Below are 19,125 nucleotides of genomic sequence, written 5' to 3' on the forward strand. Positions count from 1 at the left end.
GGATTGGACACCCAAACCGTAATCGACGCGGCAACGGAACTGGCTGACCGCGAGGGACTGGAGGCCGTTACTCTCGCGAGCCTGGCGAAATGCCTGAACGTGAAGCCGCCCTCGCTCTACAACCATCTTGACGGGCTGGAGGGGGTCCGCCGCGCGCTGACCCTGCGCGGGCTGCGGGAGGCCTACGCCCGCATCACCCGGGCGGCTGTCGGGCTGGCCCGGGACGACGCGCTCATCGCCATCGCCGCCGCCTTCCGGGAGTTCGCCCGGGAGCACCCAGGCCTCTACACCGCGTCTCTGCGGGCTCCGGCCCCGGACGATGCCGAACACGCCGCGGCGGGCAACGAGATCGTCGCCGTCGTCGTCACCGTGCTCGCAGGCTACGGCCTCAAGGGCGACGACGTCCTGCATGCGACGCGGGGCGTGCGGGCCCTCGTCCACGGGTTCGTCTCGCTGGAGGCCGCAGGAGCCTTTGGCCTTCCGCTGGACCTGGATGAATCCTTCAGGCGGCTTCTGCGCGCATTCATCGCCGGCCTCCAGAGCCCAAGCAGCGGAAGCCCCTCACCATGACCTGTTCCGGAGTGCAGTGCGCTTTTGCGCCCCTGTGACGCCCAAGCCAAACCGTATCCAGAGTTCAATCATGCCTGTCCTTCCGACCACGATCAGGCCCGCGACGCCGCGCGAACTGCCGGACCTCGCGCATTTCGTCGTCGATGCCTATTCCGAGTTCAGCACCCGGCTGTCGGTCGGGAACTGGGCAACGATGCAGGACAATCTGCGCCGCGCCATCATGAGCCCGGGAGGTGGCCTGCCCCTGGTCGCGGAGATGGGTGGCGCTGTCGGCGGCTTCGTCATGTACTACCCGCCAGGGCGATCCGACGGCGTGCTGTTCCCGCGCGAGTGGGCCTCCATCCGCCTTCTCGGCGTCAGCCAAGCCATGCGGGGACGAGGGCTCGGCAGGGATCTGATGAAGGAATGTCTGCGCAGGGCTGAAGCCGATGGCGCCGCAACCTTCGGGCTGCACACGAGCGAATTGATGGACACTGCCCGCGCCATGTACGAGCGCATGGGGTTTGCGGTCGTGCGCGAACTGGAGCGGCGTGTGGGCGCCAGGTACTGGCTCTTCAAACTCGATCTTCCAACCTCAGCTTCGGAGCCGACCAGAATTAAGGGGGCACAATGAACAACCGCTACGGCAGCCTGGCCGCTCTCGTGTACGATCTCGACAAGCCCGTGGGGCGCACCTTCGGCCGGGAGATCGAATTCTACCGTAGCCGCCTGGCGGATTGTCGCGGCCCCGTTCTGGAGCCTGGCGTCGGCAACGGACGGTTCCTGATCCCGTTGCTGCAGGCCGGCCTCCAAGTCGAGGGCTTCGATGCCTCCGAGGAGATGCTCGAACGCTGCCGCGCCCATTGCTCGGAGAGAGGGTTTTCCCCTCGTTTGGAAAGAATGCGATTCCAGGACTTCGCCTACGCTGACAGGTTCGAGGCCATCATCGTTCCGTTCGGATCGTTCCAGCTCATCGGTGACTTCGACGAAGCGCTCGCGGTGTTGGGGCGCTTCCATGACCACCTTATGCCCGGTGGCCGGCTGATTGTGGACCTCGATCCCATCAGCGACTTCTTCGCCAATCAGGTCAGGGTCCGGAGTTGGCCGACGGAAGACGGCGACCTGGTCACCCTGCAGGCTCAGCAGGTCGACATCGACCACATCGCGCAGCGCAAGGTATCGCATCTGCGCTACGAGCGCTGGCGCGACACGCGCCTGATCGAGACCCAGCTCGAATTGTTCACCCTGCGCTGGTGGGGACTCAACGAGTTCGAATTGGCCCTCAAGGCCGCCGGGTTCGGCGACATCGTCATCTCGGGGAGCCATGAGTACGGCCGCGCGCCCACCCGTGAGGATTGGATGATCACCTTCGAGGCAAGGAGAACCTGACCCCACCCAATCTCCTGAGCCGACACCGCCGGTGCCTCTGCCACTTGTGAAGCCACTAGATCAATTGCAGTGATGCCGCCGGAACGCCGAACATCCGGTGGAACGTGCGGCTGAAGTGGGCCGAGTCGGCGAACCCGGCGTCGTGCGCGGCCGCCGTCAGGGACGACCCGGCGGAGATCCGCTCGACCGCGAGCATGAGCCGCCGCCAGAGCAGATAGCTCCGGAAGGGCAGGCCGACCTCGGCGGCAAAGAGATGGCTGAAGCGGCTGTCCGAGAGACAGGCGATGGCCGAGGCTTCCGCAAGCCCGACACCCTCGCCGATGCGCGGCGTAAGCCAGTCGAGGGTGCGCGCAATCCGCGGATCGAGGGTGCTCGGCGGCAAGCTCTCGCCGACGATGCTCTCCACGATTTGCCGGCCGAGCGTTTCGACGATTTCATTGTCCGGCCGCGGCTCCGTCCAGAGGGAAGCCAGCCTGTCCTGTGCGTCCCCAAGGCATGGGGCCTCACGCCTGGTTACCGGCGCGCCTGCGAACCGGCCCGTCAGAGCCTGCCCCGCACGGCTTTCGGGCTCCACGAAGAGCAGGGCGACCTTGCCCTCCGGCTCAAAGGCGTGGGGCACATTCGACCCGATGATAACGGCAGGCCCATCCGTGCGCCCGTCCTCGGTCCGAATGGCAAAGCGGCCGCCGGCTGAGAGGGTGATCTGGATGGCGTGATGGGCGTGAAGACGGGTTGACGGCTGACCTTCGGGCGCGGGCGGCACGTCGAACGTCCAGAGGCCACCTCCGTCCCAGAGCACGATCCGCCCGCGAACCACATTCCTCATCTGCTTCTGCAAACCCCTTCGTCTCCGAGCGCTACCACACGCGATTCGGCGGCAGAAGTCAGCAGCTACGTTCAAGCGGAGCATCCGCCCGGCGCATAGGGTGCGCGCTTTCAGAACCCGCGCCGCAACGGTGCCGGAAGAGGACTGACGAATATGTTGACCCTGACTTCGCGCCGCGCGCTGCTGCTCGGCATTCCCGCACTTGTGCTTGCCGGCGGCATCGTCACGGCCGGGGCGATGATGCGCTCCGTTCCCAGCGACCTCGATCTCGCGCTGGAGAAGCCGACCGCGGCAGGCCTCTACAAGGCCGCCATCGCACCACAGACCAATCCCGTCAGTGTCGGGTCGATGCATGCCTGGACCGTGACCGTCCTGACCCCGACCGGTGCTCCTATCAAGGCGGCGAAGATCGGGATCAACGGCGGCATGCCGCAGCACGGCCATGGCCTGCCGACTGCGCCGCAGGTGACCAAGGACCTCGGCGGGGGCCGCTACCTGATTGAGGGCATGAAGTTCAACATGCGCGGCTGGTGGACGCTTGATCTCGCCATCGACGGTCCCAAGGGGGCCGACACCGTCACCTTCAACCTCGTGCTCTGAGGAGGCCGCGATGCGCCGGGCGGCTGCCATTCTCTCATCGGTGTTGTTTGGCGCCGGCCTGCTGGCGGCCGGGCTCCATGCCGCCTCCGCTCCGGCGGTGCGCTGGACAGAGGAGGAGCGTGCGATCATCCGGTCGCTCGCGCTCGACGCGCTGCCGCCGCTGCCTACGGACCCCTCGAACCGGGTGGCCGACGATCCACGGGCGGCGGAACTCGGCCGCGCGCTCTTCTTCGACGTGCGGCTCAGCGCGAACGGCCAGGTCGCCTGCGCCACCTGCCATCTGCCCGAGCGCCAGTTCCAGGACGACGTGCCGCTGGCGCGGGGTGTCGGCACGACCACGCGGCGCACCATGCCGATTGCCGGCATGGCCCACAGCCCGTTCCTGTTCTGGGACGGGCGCGCAGACAGCCTGTGGTCGCAGGCGCTGGGCCCGCTCGAAAGTCCCGTCGAGCATGGCGGCAACCGCACCCAGTACGCCCATGTCATCGCCGAGCACTATCGAGAGCGCTATGAGGCTGTGTTCGGGCCGCTGCCTGAGACAGTGAAGTTTCCGCCCCAGGCTGGTCCCGTTGCTGATCCGGATGCCACCAGAGCCTGGGAGGCGATGCCGGAGGCGGATCGCGAGGCGGTGAACCGGGTGTTCGCCAACATCGGCAAGGCCATCGCCGCCTTCGAGCGCACGATTACGCCAGCTCCGACACGGTTCGATGCCTATGCGTCCACGCTCGGCGCCGGGATCCTCAATGAGGACGAAGTCGCCGGGCTGCGCCTGTTCATTGGCAAGGGCGAATGCGTCAACTGTCACAATGGCCCGCTCCTGACGGACAATCACTTCCACAACACCGGTGTGCCGGCGGCTTCCGGATTGCCGAAGGACCTCGGACGGGCCGCAGGTGCGAAGCTCGTGCGGGAGGACCCGTTCAACTGCCTCGGCCCGTACAGCGACGCGGGCGAGGGCGACTGTTCCGAACTGCGCTTCATGGCGGCGGACGGGCACGAGCTCCTGCGCGCGTACAAGACCCCGTCCCTGCGCGGTGCCGCAGGCCGGCCGCCGTACATGCACGCGGGCCAGATCCCCACGCTGGCGGACGTGGTGGCGCACTACAGCGCCGCTCCGGCGGCTCCCGCCGGGCACAGCGAGCTTCGCCCGCTCAACCTGAGCGAGACCGAGCGGCGGCAGTTGATTGCCTTCCTCGCGACCTTGAACCCGGACCCCGACGACAAGGGTCGCAACGGCTTCTGAACTCCGTCACCGACCGCAACCTGAACACAAGGCGCGACGCCGCTGTCGCGCCGGAAAGGACCTGTCCCGATGATGACCCGACGCACCCTGCTCGCCCACGCCACTGCCACCGCCGCCCTCACACCGGCCCTGTCCCAGGCCGCGCCAGCCGACCCGCGCGAGATGGCCTCACACATCCCCGACTTGAGGATGCAAGGGAACGAGCAGATCGCCATGCTGGTCTATCCCGGCTTCACCGCCCTCGACTTCGTGGGCCCCTATCATTTCCTCGCCGGCATTCCGGGCGCGACGATCCACCTGGTGACCAATCAGCCGGATCTTCGCCCGGTTGCGAGCGATCTCGGCATGGCGGTGCAGCCCACCGTCACCATGGCCGACTGCCCGGCCGACCTGACGGTGATCTTCGCCCCCGGCGGCACGACGGGAACGCTGGCGGCAGCGCGTGACGAAAACACCATCGCGTTCATGCGCGACCGCGCCTCGCGGGCGAAGTACGTCACCAGCGTATGCACCGGCTCGTTGATCCTCGGGATGGCAGGCGCCCTGAAGGGCCGGCGCGCCACCTCGCACTGGTCCGTCGTGCCGCTGCTGTCGCAGTTCGGTGCCACGCCCGAGAGGAGCCGCATCGTGCGGGATGGCAACGTGATCACCGGGGCAGGGGTCTCGGCCGGCATCGACTTCGGCATCACCCTCGTCGCCGAGTTGCGAGGCCGCCCGATGGCCGAGGCCGGCGTGCTGATGGCCGAGTACGCGCCCGAGCCGCCGATCACCGGCGGCACGCTGGAGACGGCGCGTCCGGAGATCGCCGGACTCCTGCAGATGGGCCTTCAAAGGTTCGTCGAAGAGGCGAAAACCCTCAAGCCCATGTCCTGACCCGAACCGTGCCAGACAGGAATTGCCATGCCACAGACACCGCACGCGGGCGCCGTAAGAATCCGCCAAGCCATCCCCTCGGACACAGAGGACCTGGTGGCTCTTCTGCATGACAGCTTCCGCACGACCTGGGAGCCCGTCGTGACGGCCGCCGCGGCCCAGGCTTATTGGGAGAGCGACCGCGCCCGACGCTATGTCGTCGAGATGGGCTCCGAGTTCCGGGTGGCCGTCAGCGGCGACAAGATGGCGGGCATGGTGCATTGGCGCGGCGACTTCGTCCATGCGCTCCACGTCCTCAGCTCATGGCGGCGCAAAGGCATCGCGACGCAGCTGATGGACGAGGCTGAAACGCGCATTGCCGATGCGGGCCATCGTGCGGTGCGCTTGGAAACGGACACGTTCAATCAAGCATCCCAAGGCTTCTACCGCTCCCGTGGCTACCAGGAGGAGGAGCGATATCCCGACAGTGAGTGGGCAAGCGGGCTGACGACCTTGCTGCTGCGCAAGCCACTCTGAGTTTCGTGCCGCCATGCCGCAGCCGCGCGGTCTGCGGGTAAGTCCCAATCGAGGAGATGACGATGTCGACATTCGTGCTGGTTCATGGCGCTTGGCATGGCGCGTGGTGCTGGGAGCGGGTTGTGCCGCTGCTGGAGAGCCACGGTCACCGTGTGATCGCCCCTGACCTGCCGGGCATGGGCCAGGACCGGACGCCGTTTGCCAACGTGACGCTTGAAGGATGGGCCCGCTTCGTAGCCGACCTTGCGCGGCAGCAGGAAGAACCCATCATCCTGGTGGGCCACAGCCGCGCCGGGATCGTGGTGAGCCAGGCGGCCGAATACGTGCCCGACCGCATCCAGACCCTCGTCTATCTGGCCGCCTTTCTGGTGCCCGATGGGTGCACCCTGTTGGACACCATGCGGCGGATCCCGCCGCGGCCGGAGTCGAAGGACTCGCTGGTCTTCGCTCCCGACGGCGCGACGTCCACCATCGCACCCGACGCCGTGAAGCGCGTGTTCTACAACACCACCCCGAACGAGTGGGTGGCCCGTGCAGCGGCGCTCTCGGGGCCGGAGCCGATGGTGAGCTTCACGACGCCGCTCCAGGTGACGGATGAACGCTACGGATCAGTGGACCGGGTCTACATCGAATGCACGCAGGACCGGGCCATCGCGCCCCAGCTGCAAAGCATGATGGTGGCGGACATGCCGTGCCGCGAGGTCGTCACGATGGACACCGACCACTCGCCCTTTTACTCGGCGCCGGACCTGTTGGCAGCGCACCTGCTGGCCATCGCGGCGAACCGACCCCTGGTGAACCACGCGGGGTCCGCCGGGGATGATGATCTTTCCCATCTTGGAGCCCGTTGATGCCCTCTGTTCGCCTAGCCCGTTCCGAGGATTTGATCGAACTCGCGGCCGTCGAGCGCTCCGCCGCATCCGTGTTCCGGGATGTCGGTCTCGCTTGGCTGGCGGACGGCGAAACGATGGATTCGGGACTGCTAGCGGCGCTCTGCCACGACGGCACGCTCTGGGTCGCGACCGATGAGATGCATGAGCCGGTGGGTTTCCTTGCGGCCCATGAACTCGATGGCCGGTTCTACATCGCGGAGGTCTCCATCGCCCGGTTCCACCAGCGCCAGGGACATGGCGCCAGGCTGATCGCGGCAGCGGTGGATCACGCCAGGGCCGCAGGCTTTGGCGCGGTGACGCTCACCACCTACCGGGACCTGCCCTGGAACGGTCCATACTACTCCAGGCTCGGGTTTGTGGAGGTCGATCCGGAGGAGGCGGGACCGGGCCATCTCCAGAAGCTCCAGGCCGAGGCCGAAGCGGGCCATGAGCCGGCCCGGCGCTGCGTCATGGCGTTGTCCCTGGGATGATCCTCCTCAGCCCTGCCGCGACGTCTAGACTCTCATCAACCGTGTGCTTCCATGCATCGAACACATCCTAATGCCCACCATGACATTGAGCTGCGGCTCTTCTCGGAGGACGACAGGGCGAGTTGCCAAAGAATCGCAGCCCTGGCGGCGCTCAGCTCGTACGGGCCGCGCATGCCGGAGTTGCGGGGGCGGTTCGTCGAAGCGCAGCCGCTGGAGCCTGCGGACGAACGCATCGTCGCCGTCCGCGATAGCGCCATCGCGGGTTTCCTCGACCTGATCGGAAGCCACGTCTCCAACCTGTTCGTCGATCCGCAGCATCAGGGGCAGGGGATCGGGACGGCCTTGATGGCGGAGGCGGCGCGTCGGGTGGTCGGAGATCTGACGCTGTCGGTTTTCACCCTGAACCCTGATGCGCGGCGTCTGTACGAGCGCCTCGGTTTCCGGATCGAGGGAGTGAAGACGGCGCCGTTTGCGGGCTCCAGCGCTGAGGTCTGGATCATGCGCAAGCCGCGACCGGGGAAATGGCCCTCGGGAGACACTCCCGAGGGTTGACCTTGCCATGGCGGCAGCGCTTACCCGTCCGCCATCGGCTCGGTCCGACAGGTCGCATTCGCAAAAGAGAGTTCCGATCCAATCATGTCCCGACGCATCATTCTCATGGGCCTTCTTGTTTCGGTGCTTGCCCTTGGCGGCGCATATGTCGCGTGGCGGCGCCCGGACAGGCCCGCTTCAGATCATCAGGTCACCTCGGAGCGGAGCAGGGTGCCGTCAGACCAGGTCGAGACCGGACTTCTCGGCGGCAGGATCCCGTACATCCGCGGCGGCGCGGGGCCGAGGCACGCGGCCGTGTTCTTTGGCGGCAACGCCCTGTTCAAGCGCCTCGACCTGTCGTCCGATCCCGGCCGTTACGCAGGACAGATTGCGGCCCTTTTGCCGGAGGGTTTCCGCTTCACGATCCTGGGCTACGAGGAGACGCCGCCCGCAGATTACACCCTCGACACCATCGTGCGGGACATGGCCTCCGTGGTTCGGGCCGAAATCGGCAAGCCGGACTTGGTGATCGGCGTTTCTTTCGGGGGCTTCGTCGCGCAACGCTTCGCGGCGGAGCATCCTGACCTTGTGGACCGCCTTGTCCTTCTGGTCAGCGGCCACCGGTTCTCCGAGGAGGGCTGGGCGGCGATGGAGCGCCAGTTCAAGGCGCTTGGGACCGGCGACTTCCATTCGCTTGTGACTGACAACGTCCTTCTCTTCCGCCGGCCCTGGTACAACTGGCTGGTGCGCCTGAAACTGTGGAAGGACCGCGACCGGTTGGCGGCGGAGTTCAAGGATCCCACGCTCATCCTGCGGTCGTACCGCAGCCTGTTCTCCGAGGACTTTGCGCGCAATCCGGAATTTACAAAGCGGATCACGACGCCGACGCTGGTGGTTGGAGGAACGGCGGACCAGTTCTTCGGCACACGTGTCTTTGAGGAGACCGCGACGATGATCGTGGGTGCAGGCATCGCGCTGTACGAGGGCGAAACCCACATGCTGCCGATTGAGAGGAGCGGTGACGTGGCGGACGCCATCGCGGCGTTCCTGGCCGAGGGGCGGGATGCGGCCCCGTTGGCGGTCCGCTGAAGCCCGCCACGTCAGGTGGTCTCCCGAATTGGGAAGTCAGAGCGGACGCGTCCGACCGCGCTCGCCGCGACGCGAGGCTTGGTTTCCGACACCAGCCGTAAGCTTCGAGCCAATCGCGGGCGGAAGTGCTCTCACCACCCTCGAAAATGGCGGTTGCGTCATCGGAGTGCGGTTGCATGTCCTCACCAGCGAGAAAATCGCCATCCCGCCCCCAGACTGGTTTGCCCGCGATGGTCAGGGGCAACACCTCTCCTTCGGTATCGTCATCCGGAACGACGCCGTCCGGATGGACGACGGCGCCGGCCAACGGCTCGCGCGACCGGCTGGTGAGTTCGACCCGACCACCGGGGCAGGATCTCCATGCAGAGGTACTCGGTCCACTCATCAATGGATCCGCTGAAGGTACCGGATAACACCGAGGGGAACCGTCAGCGGAGGCTCCGGGCGGAAATCGGAATTTCTACCCTCTTCAAATCGGGTTTGCGTTCAACTCCTTCCGCCAACGGGATGCACGTTCCTTCAGATCCGCGTCACGCGTGTAGGATGATGGCCCATCTTCAAGCCTTTCCAGGATTTCGAAGGTGAACTGCGCCTCGCCGTGGCGACGCCATGACTCCAGCAACTCCTTCCTGGGGTGGGTGCCCTGTCGGAGTGTGAACCACAGGCGGGTCTGGATGGTCTCGATGTTGGGCCACTGCCCAACCCAGGTCTCGCCGGAAGCCACGCAGCGAACTACGTAGACCCCGCCGACGACCTTGCGTTCCTTGTAGGCGGCCACGGCTGCCCTGCGCGCCTCACCCTTCATCCCTCTACCCCTTCAACTGGTTGCGAGGCGACTTCGTATCGCCTCGTCGTCCGGAAGGACGCTATCTATGAATATTACACGGGTAATATTGACGCAAACCTTTTACCCGGGTAATAATTGGAGGTCAACTTGTGGTGCTGAACGTGTCCGATCCCCTTGCCAATCCCTGCACGGCCTTTGACGGCCATCGCTTGCTCCTCTCCGGTCCGCTTGTCGAAGTGGCTCTAGCTGTCAAAGCGGCCACCGAAACCGGCTTGTCGAACGCGATCCTCGTGTTCGATGATGTGACCGGCCGCGTCATTGATCTGGACCTGCGTGGGAGCAAGGCCGACATCATCGAGAGGTTGTCTCAGCCTCCTCGGACGCATGCTGGGCGCCACCGCCCCTGTGCGAATGAGGCGTCCAAACTTGCGACAGACGAGAGTTCCGAACTACGGGGCCGGGGGCGCCCGAAACTGGGAGTCGTTGCGCGGGAGGTGACGCTGCTGCCGCGGCACTGGGAGTGGCTGGCCGCGCAGCCGGGTGGCGCATCTGCTGTCCTGAGAAGGCTGGTGGATGATGCTCGGCGTAGCGGGGGAACGCGCCAGCAAAGGCGGACTGCCCAGGAGGCCGCCTATCAGTTCATGCTGGCGATGGCGGGCGATCTGCCAGGCTATGAGGAGGCCACACGCGCGCTCTTCGCGGATGATCGCCCCACGCTGGAGCAATGGATCGCAAACTGGCCGCACGACATCCGGTCCTACGTCCTGCGCCTGGCCTTCGGTCCGCAGGACGATCCAACCTCGCTCCGGGCGGAATAGCATCATGGCCATCGTGAGAACCAATGGGATCGATCTGGCCTATGACTGTTTCGGCGACGAGGCCGGTGAAGCGCTCCTGCTGATCGCAGGATTGGGTACGCAAATGATCCGGTGGACGGTTCCGTTCTGCGAGGCGTTGGCGGCGCGTGGCTACCGTGTGATCCGTTTCGACAACCGGGACAGCGGACATTCGACCCATTTCCACCAGTGCGCTCCGCCGGATTTTGGTGCGCTGGCGGCAGCGCTGATGGCCGGACGGCGGCCCGACGTTCCCTATACGCTCCACGACATGGCTGCGGACGCCATCGGATTGCTCGACGCTCTCGCCATTGACCGGGCGCATGTCGTCGGGCGCTCAATGGGCGGGATGATCGCCCAGATCATGGCGAGCGATCATCCCGAGCGGGTGCTGTCCCTGACCTCGATCATGGCAAGCACGGGTAATCCCATGCTGCCGCAGGCTGCCCCCGACGTCATGGCGCTGATGATGCGCCCGGCGCCGGATCCCGTCTCGGACGAAGCCGGCCTCATCGCGCACAAGCTTGCCTTCGCACGCCGCATCGCCGGCAACGGCCATCCGTTTGACGAAGATACCCATCGCCTCCTCATCATGGAGGAGACCCGGCGGGCCTATGATCCCGGCGGCTCCGCACGGCAGATCGCCGCGATGGCCGTGACCGGTGACCGTCGCCCGCGTCTGGCGACGATCTCCGCGCCGACGCTCGTCGTTCACGGGGCCGATGATCCGCTCATCCTTCCGGCTTGCGGCCGGGACACCGCAGCTTCGATCCCGGATGCAGACCTGATGCTGATCGACGGAATGGGGCACGACTTGCCGCCTGCGCTGGATAGCATGGTCATTGAGGCCATCGACCAGACGGCTGGGCGGTCATTCCCGCTCAGGACGTTTGGGAGGAGAAATCGATCATGAGCATGGCGGGTGACGCCCATTTCTGGGATCGGATCTCACGGAAGTATGCCAGGTCCGCGATTGCGGATCAGGCCGGCTATGAGCGGACGCTGGAGCGGACCCGGGCCCTGCTGGGACCAGGAGACAGGGTGTTGGAACTGGGCTGCGGAACAGGAACAACGGCCCTCCGGCTCGCGGGCGGCGTTCAAGACTATGTCGCGACGGACCTTTCCGCCGGAATGATCGCAATTGCCAAGGAGAAGCATGCCGCAGGCCCCGTCCCGACCCTTGCCTTCCGGACCGCGACAGCCGAGGCGCTTGCGCCTGACGCAGCACGGTTCAACGTGGTTTTGGGCTTCAACTATCTCCATCTGGTCCGCGACCTGCCCGGCACGCTGCGCTGCATCTACGCCTTGCTTGCAGCGGAAGGCCTGTTCATCTCCAAGACACCCTGCTTGGGACACATGAACCCGCTCATCCGGTCCGTGGCGTTGCCTGCGATGCGCGTGATCGGCAAGGCACCCTATGCGGGCGTCTTTCGGGTAGCGGACCTGAGCCAGCACATCCGGGCCGCGGGCTTCGACATCCTTGCCACCGAAAGCCATGCATCCAAGGGCAACGACAATCGTCCTTACGTTGTGGCCCGCAAGTGGTGACGGGAGCGGCCGTGACAGGAGCTGCCTGGCACCACCCTGCCACGGCGCGCCTCTGAACGGCCGTGGCAAGGAAGCCGCGTTACCAAATCAAGTGTTGATCAAGTGCCGCTGATCCTGGACGAACAGGATCGGCGAGGAAACGAGGCTCCCCGGATCGTTGGGAACGAACCGAAGCACTTGGGATCCAGAGGCCTGGATCACGTCACCCACCGTCGGCTCAAAGATCTCGTCAAAGCGACAGCAAAAAGGCTTGGCGGAGACTTGGCGGAAAGTGCCCCGAACACCCCCGATTTCGACTGTTTTCCCCGCTTTCAGCCCGTCGAAATCCGGCTCCTCCCGAGGGGGCCCGTCAGCGGAGCCTCTGAGTGGTGAACATGGCTCCAAGCACGGTGCCTGTTCACCCAGCCTGACCTGGGTCGGAAGCCATCAACGGGCGTGCTTCACAAGGAACTCCGATACGATCCTTCTGGCGATGGATCCGCACCTCGTTGGGGCTTGTTGGGAGATGAATGAAGTCCGAGATTTTGACTTAAGTGCTTGCAGGCTGCACCGCTTGTTGAGGGCCAAGGCCCCGAACATAGATTTCGCCCTTGTCCATCTCACAAAAATCTTTGGTCGTCATTCCGGCATAGGTCGGGATCTCAGCCACATAGGCCTCTCCTGAAATCCCGCTGGCGGCATGCTCGATGAAATTTCTCCAGGGGACTGGATCCTTCTGAACGGTGCGGGCGACGATGAGAAGCTTGTAATCCGCTTGGCCGGCCTTCAGCTTGCTCAGGTCTTCGCTCACCTTCGTTCCGTCCGGTTTGAGTTCTGATTCCACCTGCCAGAGGGTTCGTTTCAGAACGGGCACCTGTGATCGCTGGTAGGCGGTCTCAATCCACTGGACTTCCATGAGCGTCACGTCATGCATGAACTCCCAGCGTGGCCAATGCTTGAGACCGGACGGCAGTAGCTCCTTTTTGTCGCTGGCTTGGGGCCGGCCCCCGAATGCCGCAATCCGTGGCCGCCCTGGAATGCCGGATTCGCTTTGAGGCTTGTACCGTTCCCAGAACGCCTCTCGCAGCGCATTGAGCCAAGCGTCTCCGGTTTTCGCGTACCGTTCTGGCCCATAGTCCAGCATGATCTCAAAAGCCCTGACGATGACCTCGCCCACAAATTCACGGCCATCAATGAAAGGGTGGGAAACCCCTGTCTTCATCCGTACGCTCCAGCTTCGGTCTGCGGAGACTATATGCGGAGTGACAGAACGACCAGGGCACACCACAGCCTAGGTTTCAGGCAAGCGGCAGCAGGAGGTGATGGTCGATGCAGACGATACGTCAGGACGACAGCCTCATGTCTGGATGCGAGATAATCCGCTCGGACAGGCACAGCTAGGGAGGTGCACAAGGTGAACAGGCGAAGTAGCTTCACCACATCCGACCGAGTGTCCTATGCCGCGAATGGGGCGACCACTCTGGCTTGATTTTGAAAAGAGCGCCAGAATTGTCGCGAGGTCCATACGTCCGAATCCAGCTCGATGGGCGGGATCGACCTCAACCATTCTTCAGGGAACGGCAGGGCTGTCACGGCAGCGAGGGCGCGATCCGGTGCTGACGTTCGAAACAATCTGGCCGCTCCTTCAGCCCAAGTCCCATGAGGTGCCTGGCGGGACGGCGTGGGCTGCCCCTCGCGGGGCGCTCGTTTGCGCCCTGTCGGCCTGTTGCGGCCTGTGGCCGCTCGAAATCATCGAGCTTCCTCCGGCGCACTGGCGTCCTGGCGGCCGGGATGTTGTCCTGACCTCAAGCCTGCGGGGCATCCATCGCCGGGTCCCGCGGTACATCCCGCTTTCGCCGTTCGTCATCGCCCTCATGGAGGGGTATAGGCAAGCCCTTCCATCTGAGATCCTTGGGGATCATCAGACCCCGCTGATCAGAGGCGCGAACCTGAAGCCAATGCGGCAAATGGAGATCGATGACCATGCCCGGCGCACCGCCATTCGGGTCGGATTGAAGGGCGCGACCCTGGCCGTCATACGTGCGCGTTTCGAGCTGCTCATCCGGGGGCAGGACGACGGCAGTGGACTCGTGCCGTACCTCCTCGGAGAGATCCGGACCCACAGCAATGCTGCAAGGTGGCTGGCCGAGGATCCTCCCGACCCTGTGGTCAGGTCTTTCCTGAAGGGTGTTCATCCGCTCTGGGCACCGCCTCGGGAGCTTTGGCACAGGAAGAGTTCTCGTGGACGAAAACCGTCTTCGGCTTGAGGTATCCAAATACCTAAATTCCTGGTGGTCTGGCCCCGGAATGGCCCCCGGAACAGAGGGCATTTCCCTGAATTTCGGGCCCTCGGACTGCATCCGGCTGTGCGGGAGAGGACGAAAATCAACGGGATAGCGCGTCCTTCATCCTTTTCAAGCCACAGCGCATCCGCCCCATAACCCCTTGCGGCGCAAGGGGTTATGGGGCGGAATGGCCGCCAAATGGCCCCGCAATGGCCCCGCAATGGCGCCGGAATTCCGCCCGGACACGGCCGCGGGCGGGCCTCGCCGCCTCAGGCGCGCGCGCCTTCCCGCCACAGCCCCCACGCCCACGGGACGGGGCGGGTTCAGCCCTCCGAGGCCGTCCGGATATGGATCGTGCTGATGCGCGGCCGCCCGCGCCCGACGTCCCCGAAACCCAGACGCAGGAGCGGCGGCCCGGACGCCACGAGCAGGCTGAGAGGCTGGCCCGGCCCCGCCGGTTGCCAGCTCCCGCCCGGGCGGGGGACGCTCGCGAACGCCGCCAGGCGGTGGGAGCGCCGGCTGCCGATGCCGTGGCCGCGGATGTTGAAGCCGTCGTCGACCGCGGGGGCGAGCAGCAGGTCGACGAGCCTGGACCAGTCATCGGAGCCGCCCGGCTGCGCCGGCCGCCCGGCCCGTGGCCACCCCCCGACCATCCGCGCCATGTAGCCCCCGAGCGTCGGGCCGGTCAGGGCGTCCATGGCCGGCGCGGGCTGCACCGCGTGCCATGCGGCGCCCGGCCTGCGCCGGCCGCCTGTCCTGATCAGCCCGTAGCGCCCGCCCGGCTCGGCGGTTCCGGGCGATCCGATGCTGTAGGCCGTTCCCTCCAGGGTGAAGCGCGGCCATGTGCGGTACAGGTGCAGCTGGGTGGGGTCCGGCGCCCTGACGACCCCCGTCTTGTTCTTCTTCGCCTGCACCAGGACCGCACGCCTTGTCCTTGGGATGAAGGTCGGTCCCGCAGGGCCGCCCCTACGGGTCGCGAAGCCGTCGTCGTGGACGATCAGAAGGTCCGCGAGCTCGCAGGTCGCGTCCGGCCGGGCGCCGTGGCGGAACGACACCATGGGCTTGAGATGGCAGAACACCCCGGTCATGCCGACGAGGACGCCGGACGGCTTGAGGAGGGCGTCCCAGGCGCTTTGGATCGCTGCGAGCCCGTCGATGACAAAGCAGGCGACGATCTCCGGCTCGTTCCGGGGCGGGGTCAGGGGAGGTGTGCCGCGCGTGATCGCGGCGTGGACCACCTGATCGGCGGCCTGCTGCAGCGCCTGGACCGTCCGGGCGTCCATCGCGCCGGCTTGCTGGGGGGAGGACATCTCGAAGGATCCTTCACGGGCTGCCGATGACGGTCAAAGGAATGGCGTACGTCTCCTTCAGGTACGCCTCCGTCGCGGCGAGCAGGTCGAGCTGCTCGCGCGAGGCGTTCGCCTTCGACAGACCTGGTTGCACGATGAAGATGCGGAAGTCCGGGATGAGGAGCCGGGCCCGGTGCGCGAGCGCCGCGAGGTCGGCATCGTTGCCCACCTCGAACCGCGACACGCCGTGCTTGCGCTCGCGCTCGGCGCTCCGGCGCCGCAGGTGTTGGAGCAATCCCACCGGGTCCGCCTTCCACATGACGCTCTTCTGGGCTTGGCCGCACACGGCGTAGAGGTCGTCGACGCGGGCCCCGGCCATCCTCTCCTTCGAAAACTTGCAGTGGTAGAAATGCACGACCAGCCGCTCGCCGACGACCTTCAGCCCGACGATGTCGGCGGCCTCGTGGTGGTCGTCGTCGTCGAGCAGGAAACTGTAGTGCGGGTCGTGGGCGGGATCGGCAAGGACCCGCAGGGCGTGGAACTGGATCGAATGCGGCCGCTTGGCGACCTTCTGGGACTCGACGGTGAGGTCCACGTGCGCGGGCCAGGACCAGGCCTCCAGCCGCTCGCGCGGATACGGGGCGCGCTCGCCAGGGTTCCGGAGCCTGAACTGCTCGTTGTAGATCAGGAAGGTGTTGTCCTCGAAGCGCACGACGGGCGGCTCCTCGTCGAACCACTCCGACAGGGTCTTGATCCTCTTCCCGGCCTTGATCCGCACCTCCTGGCGCGAGAGCGGCTCGTAGCGGACATGTTCTCCCCTGAAGGCGATCCGGTACCCCGCCGACTTCGTTTCGGTGAACACCCGGAACTGGATCGGACCGTCGCGCTCATGCGCGATGAGCTCCAGCCCCGCCTCGTAGAACGGCGCGACCTCGCCGTCGATCTCGACGGTGACGCCTTCTTCGGGGCGGTTGTAGAACTCCTCCGACCACTCGATCACGAGCGGCACCAGCGCCGGGCGGTCGCTGACACGCTCGGGAAGGAGCACGTTGCGCAGGATGATCTCTCCCGGGTCGATGCTCTCGTCGATGAGCTTGCGCCCGATGGCCTGGCACCACTCCAGCCATTCGGACGGGTCATAGGCGATCTTATACGACCAGACGCGGCCCTTCTTCGAGCAGCCGACGGTCACCTTGCCGCCGTCGGCGTATCCCTTGCCGAACGTGTTCGACTTCGTCTTCGTCTCCAGGTCGCCCGACGTGACTGCCTCGGCGATGTCGGCGCCCACGAGCATCGTGAAACGGACCGCCTTGGACAGGGAGTGGCTCAGGCCGAGGTTCATCAGCACGAGCCGGTTGATGCCGTGCAGTGAACGGAACACCTCCTCGCCGCGGATCAGCGAGATGTCTTCGCCGGCGACGGACTTCGCGATCCCCTCATGCGTGCCGTCGTTGTTCGAGCTGTTGATGAAGAGCAGCCCGAGCTCGCGGTTCCAGTGCAGGACGTAAAGGTGGTAGGAGACGTTCGAGATCTCCTTGACGGCGCCCCAGGAGACCGGCTCGACCTCCCTGGTGACAAAGACGGCCATCTCGAACCGGCGGCTGATGGCCGGATCCGCCAGAAGGCTCACCCACTTCGTCTCGACATCGAGGTCCTCGGGCCGCCAGCGCTCGCAGGCGGTGCGGTAAACCACCGCCGACATCTTCGGCGCGATGTTGCGCAGGGCGATCTCGGGAGGCGCATCGACGAAGCTCTCGATGAGATCCGAGCGCCGCTGCTGGCGCCCCGTCTCACCCTCGCTCAAGCGGCGAAGGAGGACGTTCCAGTCCGCGTCCTCCGCATACAGGTCCCGCAGGCTCTCGTCGACACCGGGATCGGCGATGTTGGCCACCACCGTGGCGCGACCGAGATGAGCGGCCGTCCGGGTGAAGCGGCCCGTGAACTGGAGCGTGATAGCGAGGCTCTTGTGCATGTCGTGCAGCGCCGCGATCTTGAGCTCGGGAAGATCGAAGCCCTCGCCGAGCATGTCGACGCAGACGATCACCCTCGTCTCGTCCGCGCGCAGCGCGCGCAACGCCTCGCGCCGCTGCGCCTGGGGCATCTTGCTGTGGATCAGCAGGGGGCGGTGCCCGGGCGCAATCTCCGCATAGAGGGCATGCACCGAGGACGCGCGGTCGATGCTGTCGACGCGCGCCATCACGAGGTGGCGCAGGCCGCTCCCGCGGTCCGCGTCAAGGCGGGCGAGGGCCGCGCATGCGATCTCACGGTCGGCATCCCTGGTCCCGAAGACGTTGACCGGCCGGAAGTTGATGGGGCGGAAATAGCCCTCCTCCTGCGCCTTCCTCAGGGGATAGTTGAACACCACCTTTCCGTCGACGTGGCGGCCGTCGGTCCTGAAGGGGGTAGCCGTGAACTGAACGATAACCTTGGCCAGCATGCGCCGGCGGAACGCGTCCCATGTCCGGGCTGAGATGTGATGGGCCTCGTCGATGAAAAGGTGCGTGCATGCCTCCGCGATCCGCTCCTGGATGGCGGGCTCGCAACCGCCGACCACCTGCATGTTGGTGACCACCACGTTGCAACGTGCGAACAGTTCGTCGACTTCCTCGACGGTGCGCGGGCGATGCTCCATGACGCCCACGACCGGATGGTGCGCGTCGCGGCTGACGATGCCATGGTCCTTGAGGATGCCGAGCGTGATGAACTTGCGCGAGACCTGGTCGCGCAACGCGACGGTGGGGACGACCACGAGAAGCCGGTGCAGGCGTTGGCTGACCAGCAACGCCAGCATGGTCTCGGTCTTCCCGGTTCCGGTGGGCATCACGACGGTGGCGGGGGCCGTCGTGACCTTCCAGTGCGCCAGGATGGCATGCAGCGCACCGCTTTGGGGGCTGCGAAGGCCCGGGGTTCCCGCCTCGGGATCCTCCTCCTGGAATTGAAACCGGCCCCGCCACGATTTCCGGGCGTCGTCGCAAAGCGCCGCCGCCTCCTCGCGGCTGAGTTCCTCGGGGTCGCTCGACACCGGCTTGAGCCAACGAGGCTTGGCCGCCTCGTCGCGGGCCCTCTCCGCCGTGTCGAGCATGTCCAGGGAACGGAGCCGCAGGACGCCGTCATCCGTTTCGCGGGGCTGCACCCTGCGCTCCGTGACGAGCAGCGTCGTTCCGTCCCCCAGTGCGAAGCGCGTGCCGTCCCGCGTCTCCGCGAGCACTTCGGCCTCGATTGCAGCCTGAGGAATGGCGACCTGCCGGATCCTGTTGCCATGGATCTTGCCGTCGACGCGATAGCGCGCCGGCACATGGATGTTACGCGTTGGCACCCCGAATCCCCCACTTTTCGCGGAAGATTATCACAGGCGCCCGCGTGTGCAGCCAAAGGACATGCAATGTAGAGGAGGTTGACGGGCCTTGGGCGGGGCCGCGCCA

General features: G+C 65.8%; 19 protein-coding genes. 14 read left to right on the forward strand and 5 right to left on the reverse strand.

The features are described 5' to 3' along the window. Positions 1 to 3 precede the first annotated feature (3 nt). The 3 genes from FHR70_RS17000 (at position 4) to FHR70_RS17010 (ending at position 1,938) form a co-directional block, all read left to right on the forward strand. The gene (locus tag FHR70_RS17000; RefSeq protein WP_210277665.1) at positions 4 to 570 is read left to right on the forward strand and encodes a TetR/AcrR family transcriptional regulator; all 567 of its coding nucleotides are present in this window, start codon (positions 4 to 6) and stop codon (positions 568 to 570) included. A 70-nt stretch (positions 571 to 640) separates the two neighbouring features. Beyond that, positions 641 to 1,183 carry a GNAT family N-acetyltransferase gene (locus tag FHR70_RS17005; RefSeq protein ID WP_183452307.1) on the forward strand — a complete coding sequence of 181 codons (543 nt, stop codon included), beginning with the start codon at positions 641 to 643 and terminating at the stop codon, positions 1,181 to 1,183. After that, a complete protein-coding gene (locus tag FHR70_RS17010) occupies positions 1,180 to 1,938 on the forward strand; it encodes a class I SAM-dependent methyltransferase (protein WP_183452309.1) in 759 nt (252 codons plus the stop codon). The genes FHR70_RS17005 and FHR70_RS17010 overlap by 4 nt, the downstream gene beginning before the upstream one ends. A gap of 55 nt (positions 1,939 to 1,993) precedes the next feature. On the opposite strand, the gene FHR70_RS17015 is transcribed toward FHR70_RS17010, so the two are convergent. Then, complete coding sequence (locus FHR70_RS17015; RefSeq protein ID WP_183452311.1) at positions 1,994 to 2,764, reverse strand: helix-turn-helix domain-containing protein; 771 nt, start codon at positions 2,762 to 2,764, stop codon at positions 1,994 to 1,996. A 153-nt stretch (positions 2,765 to 2,917) separates the two neighbouring features. On the opposite strand from FHR70_RS17015, the gene FHR70_RS17020 reads away from it, so the two are divergent. From FHR70_RS17020 to FHR70_RS17055, 8 genes are all read left to right on the forward strand, one after another. After that, positions 2,918 to 3,364, forward strand: coding sequence for a FixH family protein (locus FHR70_RS17020; RefSeq protein WP_183452313.1), 447 nt, complete (start codon positions 2,918 to 2,920; stop codon positions 3,362 to 3,364). After that, positions 3,303 to 4,607 (forward strand): cytochrome-c peroxidase, encoded by a 1,305-nt coding sequence (locus tag FHR70_RS17025; RefSeq protein ID WP_246408239.1) that lies wholly within the window; start codon positions 3,303 to 3,305, stop codon positions 4,605 to 4,607. The genes FHR70_RS17020 and FHR70_RS17025 overlap by 62 nt, the downstream gene beginning before the upstream one ends. 69 nt (positions 4,608 to 4,676) lie before the next feature. Further along, a complete protein-coding gene (locus tag FHR70_RS17030; RefSeq protein ID WP_183452315.1) occupies positions 4,677 to 5,480 on the forward strand; it encodes a DJ-1/PfpI family protein in 804 nt (267 codons plus the stop codon). A 27-nt stretch (positions 5,481 to 5,507) separates the two neighbouring features. Further along, on the forward strand, positions 5,508 to 5,996 hold the full coding sequence (locus FHR70_RS17035) for a GNAT family N-acetyltransferase (RefSeq protein ID WP_183452317.1): 489 nt from the start codon (positions 5,508 to 5,510) through the stop codon (positions 5,994 to 5,996). Between the two features lie 62 nt (positions 5,997 to 6,058). After that, positions 6,059 to 6,847, forward strand: a complete 789-nt coding sequence (locus FHR70_RS17040) for an alpha/beta fold hydrolase (RefSeq protein WP_183452319.1) — start codon at positions 6,059 to 6,061, stop codon at positions 6,845 to 6,847. Beyond that, complete coding sequence (locus tag FHR70_RS17045; RefSeq protein ID WP_183452321.1) at positions 6,847 to 7,359, forward strand: GNAT family N-acetyltransferase; 513 nt, start codon at positions 6,847 to 6,849, stop codon at positions 7,357 to 7,359. The genes FHR70_RS17040 and FHR70_RS17045 overlap by 1 nt, the downstream gene beginning before the upstream one ends. A 171-nt stretch (positions 7,360 to 7,530) precedes the next feature. Further along, positions 7,531 to 7,911: a GNAT family N-acetyltransferase gene (locus tag FHR70_RS17050; protein WP_183452323.1), complete on the forward strand. Its 381-nt coding sequence runs from the start codon at positions 7,531 to 7,533 to the stop codon at positions 7,909 to 7,911. Between the two features lie 84 nt (positions 7,912 to 7,995). Next, positions 7,996 to 8,979, forward strand: coding sequence for an alpha/beta fold hydrolase (locus FHR70_RS17055; protein WP_210277666.1), 984 nt, complete (start codon positions 7,996 to 7,998; stop codon positions 8,977 to 8,979). Between the two features lie 469 nt (positions 8,980 to 9,448). Here FHR70_RS17055 and FHR70_RS17060 read toward each other — a convergent pair whose 3' ends face one another. Beyond that, complete coding sequence (locus FHR70_RS17060) at positions 9,449 to 9,784, reverse strand: GIY-YIG nuclease family protein (protein WP_183452325.1); 336 nt, start codon at positions 9,782 to 9,784, stop codon at positions 9,449 to 9,451. 143 nt (positions 9,785 to 9,927) lie between these two features. Between FHR70_RS17060 and FHR70_RS17065 the strand changes: the two genes are divergently transcribed. From FHR70_RS17065 to FHR70_RS17075, 3 genes are read left to right on the forward strand one after another with little or no spacing between them, the layout of a single operon-like run. Next, positions 9,928 to 10,584: a DUF2239 family protein gene (locus FHR70_RS17065; RefSeq protein ID WP_183452327.1), complete on the forward strand. Its 657-nt coding sequence runs from the start codon at positions 9,928 to 9,930 to the stop codon at positions 10,582 to 10,584. A gap of 4 nt (positions 10,585 to 10,588) precedes the next feature. Continuing rightward, positions 10,589 to 11,515 (forward strand): alpha/beta fold hydrolase, encoded by a 927-nt coding sequence (locus tag FHR70_RS17070; protein ID WP_183452329.1) that lies wholly within the window; start codon positions 10,589 to 10,591, stop codon positions 11,513 to 11,515. Further along, positions 11,512 to 12,150: a class I SAM-dependent methyltransferase gene (locus FHR70_RS17075; protein ID WP_183452331.1), complete on the forward strand. Its 639-nt coding sequence runs from the start codon at positions 11,512 to 11,514 to the stop codon at positions 12,148 to 12,150. The genes FHR70_RS17070 and FHR70_RS17075 overlap by 4 nt, the downstream gene beginning before the upstream one ends. Before the next feature lie 529 nt (positions 12,151 to 12,679). On the opposite strand, the gene FHR70_RS17080 is transcribed toward FHR70_RS17075, so the two are convergent. From FHR70_RS17080 to FHR70_RS17090, 3 genes are all read right to left on the reverse strand, one after another. Beyond that, positions 12,680 to 13,351, reverse strand: coding sequence for a hypothetical protein (locus tag FHR70_RS17080; protein WP_210277667.1), 672 nt, complete (start codon positions 13,349 to 13,351; stop codon positions 12,680 to 12,682). Positions 13,352 to 14,737: 1,386 nt separating this feature from the next. Next, positions 14,738 to 15,724 carry a hypothetical protein gene (locus tag FHR70_RS17085; protein WP_183452335.1) on the reverse strand — a complete coding sequence of 329 codons (987 nt, stop codon included), beginning with the start codon at positions 15,722 to 15,724 and terminating at the stop codon, positions 14,738 to 14,740. Positions 15,725 to 15,737: 13 nt separating this feature from the next. After that, complete coding sequence (locus tag FHR70_RS17090; RefSeq protein ID WP_183452337.1) at positions 15,738 to 19,019, reverse strand: DEAD/DEAH box helicase family protein; 3,282 nt, start codon at positions 19,017 to 19,019, stop codon at positions 15,738 to 15,740. Positions 19,020 to 19,125 lie beyond the last annotated feature (106 nt).

The sequence above is a fragment of the Microvirga lupini genome (assembly GCF_014191055.1).
GTDB lineage: Bacteria > Pseudomonadota > Alphaproteobacteria > Rhizobiales > Beijerinckiaceae > Microvirga > Microvirga lupini_A.

Excerpts from the sequence above, each read along its gene's own strand:
- FHR70_RS17005 (WP_183452307.1), top strand. The coding sequence starts at position 641 with ATGCCTGTCCTTCCGACCACGATCAGGCCCGCGACGCCGCGCGAACTG.
- FHR70_RS17010 (WP_183452309.1), top strand. The coding sequence starts at position 1,180 with ATGAACAACCGCTACGGCAGCCTGGCCGCTCTCGTGTACGATCTCGAC.
- FHR70_RS17015 (WP_183452311.1), bottom strand. The coding sequence starts at position 2,764 with ATGAGGAATGTGGTTCGCGGGCGGATCGTGCTCTGGGACGGAGGTGGC.
- FHR70_RS17020 (WP_183452313.1), top strand. The coding sequence starts at position 2,918 with ATGTTGACCCTGACTTCGCGCCGCGCGCTGCTGCTCGGCATTCCCGCA.
- FHR70_RS17030 (WP_183452315.1), top strand. The coding sequence starts at position 4,677 with ATGATGACCCGACGCACCCTGCTCGCCCACGCCACTGCCACCGCCGCC.
- FHR70_RS17035 (WP_183452317.1), top strand. The coding sequence starts at position 5,508 with ATGCCACAGACACCGCACGCGGGCGCCGTAAGAATCCGCCAAGCCATC.
- FHR70_RS17040 (WP_183452319.1), top strand. The coding sequence starts at position 6,059 with ATGTCGACATTCGTGCTGGTTCATGGCGCTTGGCATGGCGCGTGGTGC.
- FHR70_RS17045 (WP_183452321.1), top strand. The coding sequence starts at position 6,847 with ATGCCCTCTGTTCGCCTAGCCCGTTCCGAGGATTTGATCGAACTCGCG.
- FHR70_RS17050 (WP_183452323.1), top strand. The coding sequence starts at position 7,531 with ATGCCGGAGTTGCGGGGGCGGTTCGTCGAAGCGCAGCCGCTGGAGCCT.
- FHR70_RS17055 (WP_210277666.1), top strand. The coding sequence starts at position 7,996 with ATGTCCCGACGCATCATTCTCATGGGCCTTCTTGTTTCGGTGCTTGCC.
- FHR70_RS17060 (WP_183452325.1), bottom strand. The coding sequence starts at position 9,784 with ATGAAGGGTGAGGCGCGCAGGGCAGCCGTGGCCGCCTACAAGGAACGC.
- FHR70_RS17070 (WP_183452329.1), top strand. The coding sequence starts at position 10,589 with ATGGCCATCGTGAGAACCAATGGGATCGATCTGGCCTATGACTGTTTC.
- FHR70_RS17075 (WP_183452331.1), top strand. The coding sequence starts at position 11,512 with ATGAGCATGGCGGGTGACGCCCATTTCTGGGATCGGATCTCACGGAAG.
- FHR70_RS17080 (WP_210277667.1), bottom strand. The coding sequence starts at position 13,351 with ATGAAGACAGGGGTTTCCCACCCTTTCATTGATGGCCGTGAATTTGTG.
- FHR70_RS17085 (WP_183452335.1), bottom strand. The coding sequence starts at position 15,724 with ATGTCCTCCCCCCAGCAAGCCGGCGCGATGGACGCCCGGACGGTCCAG.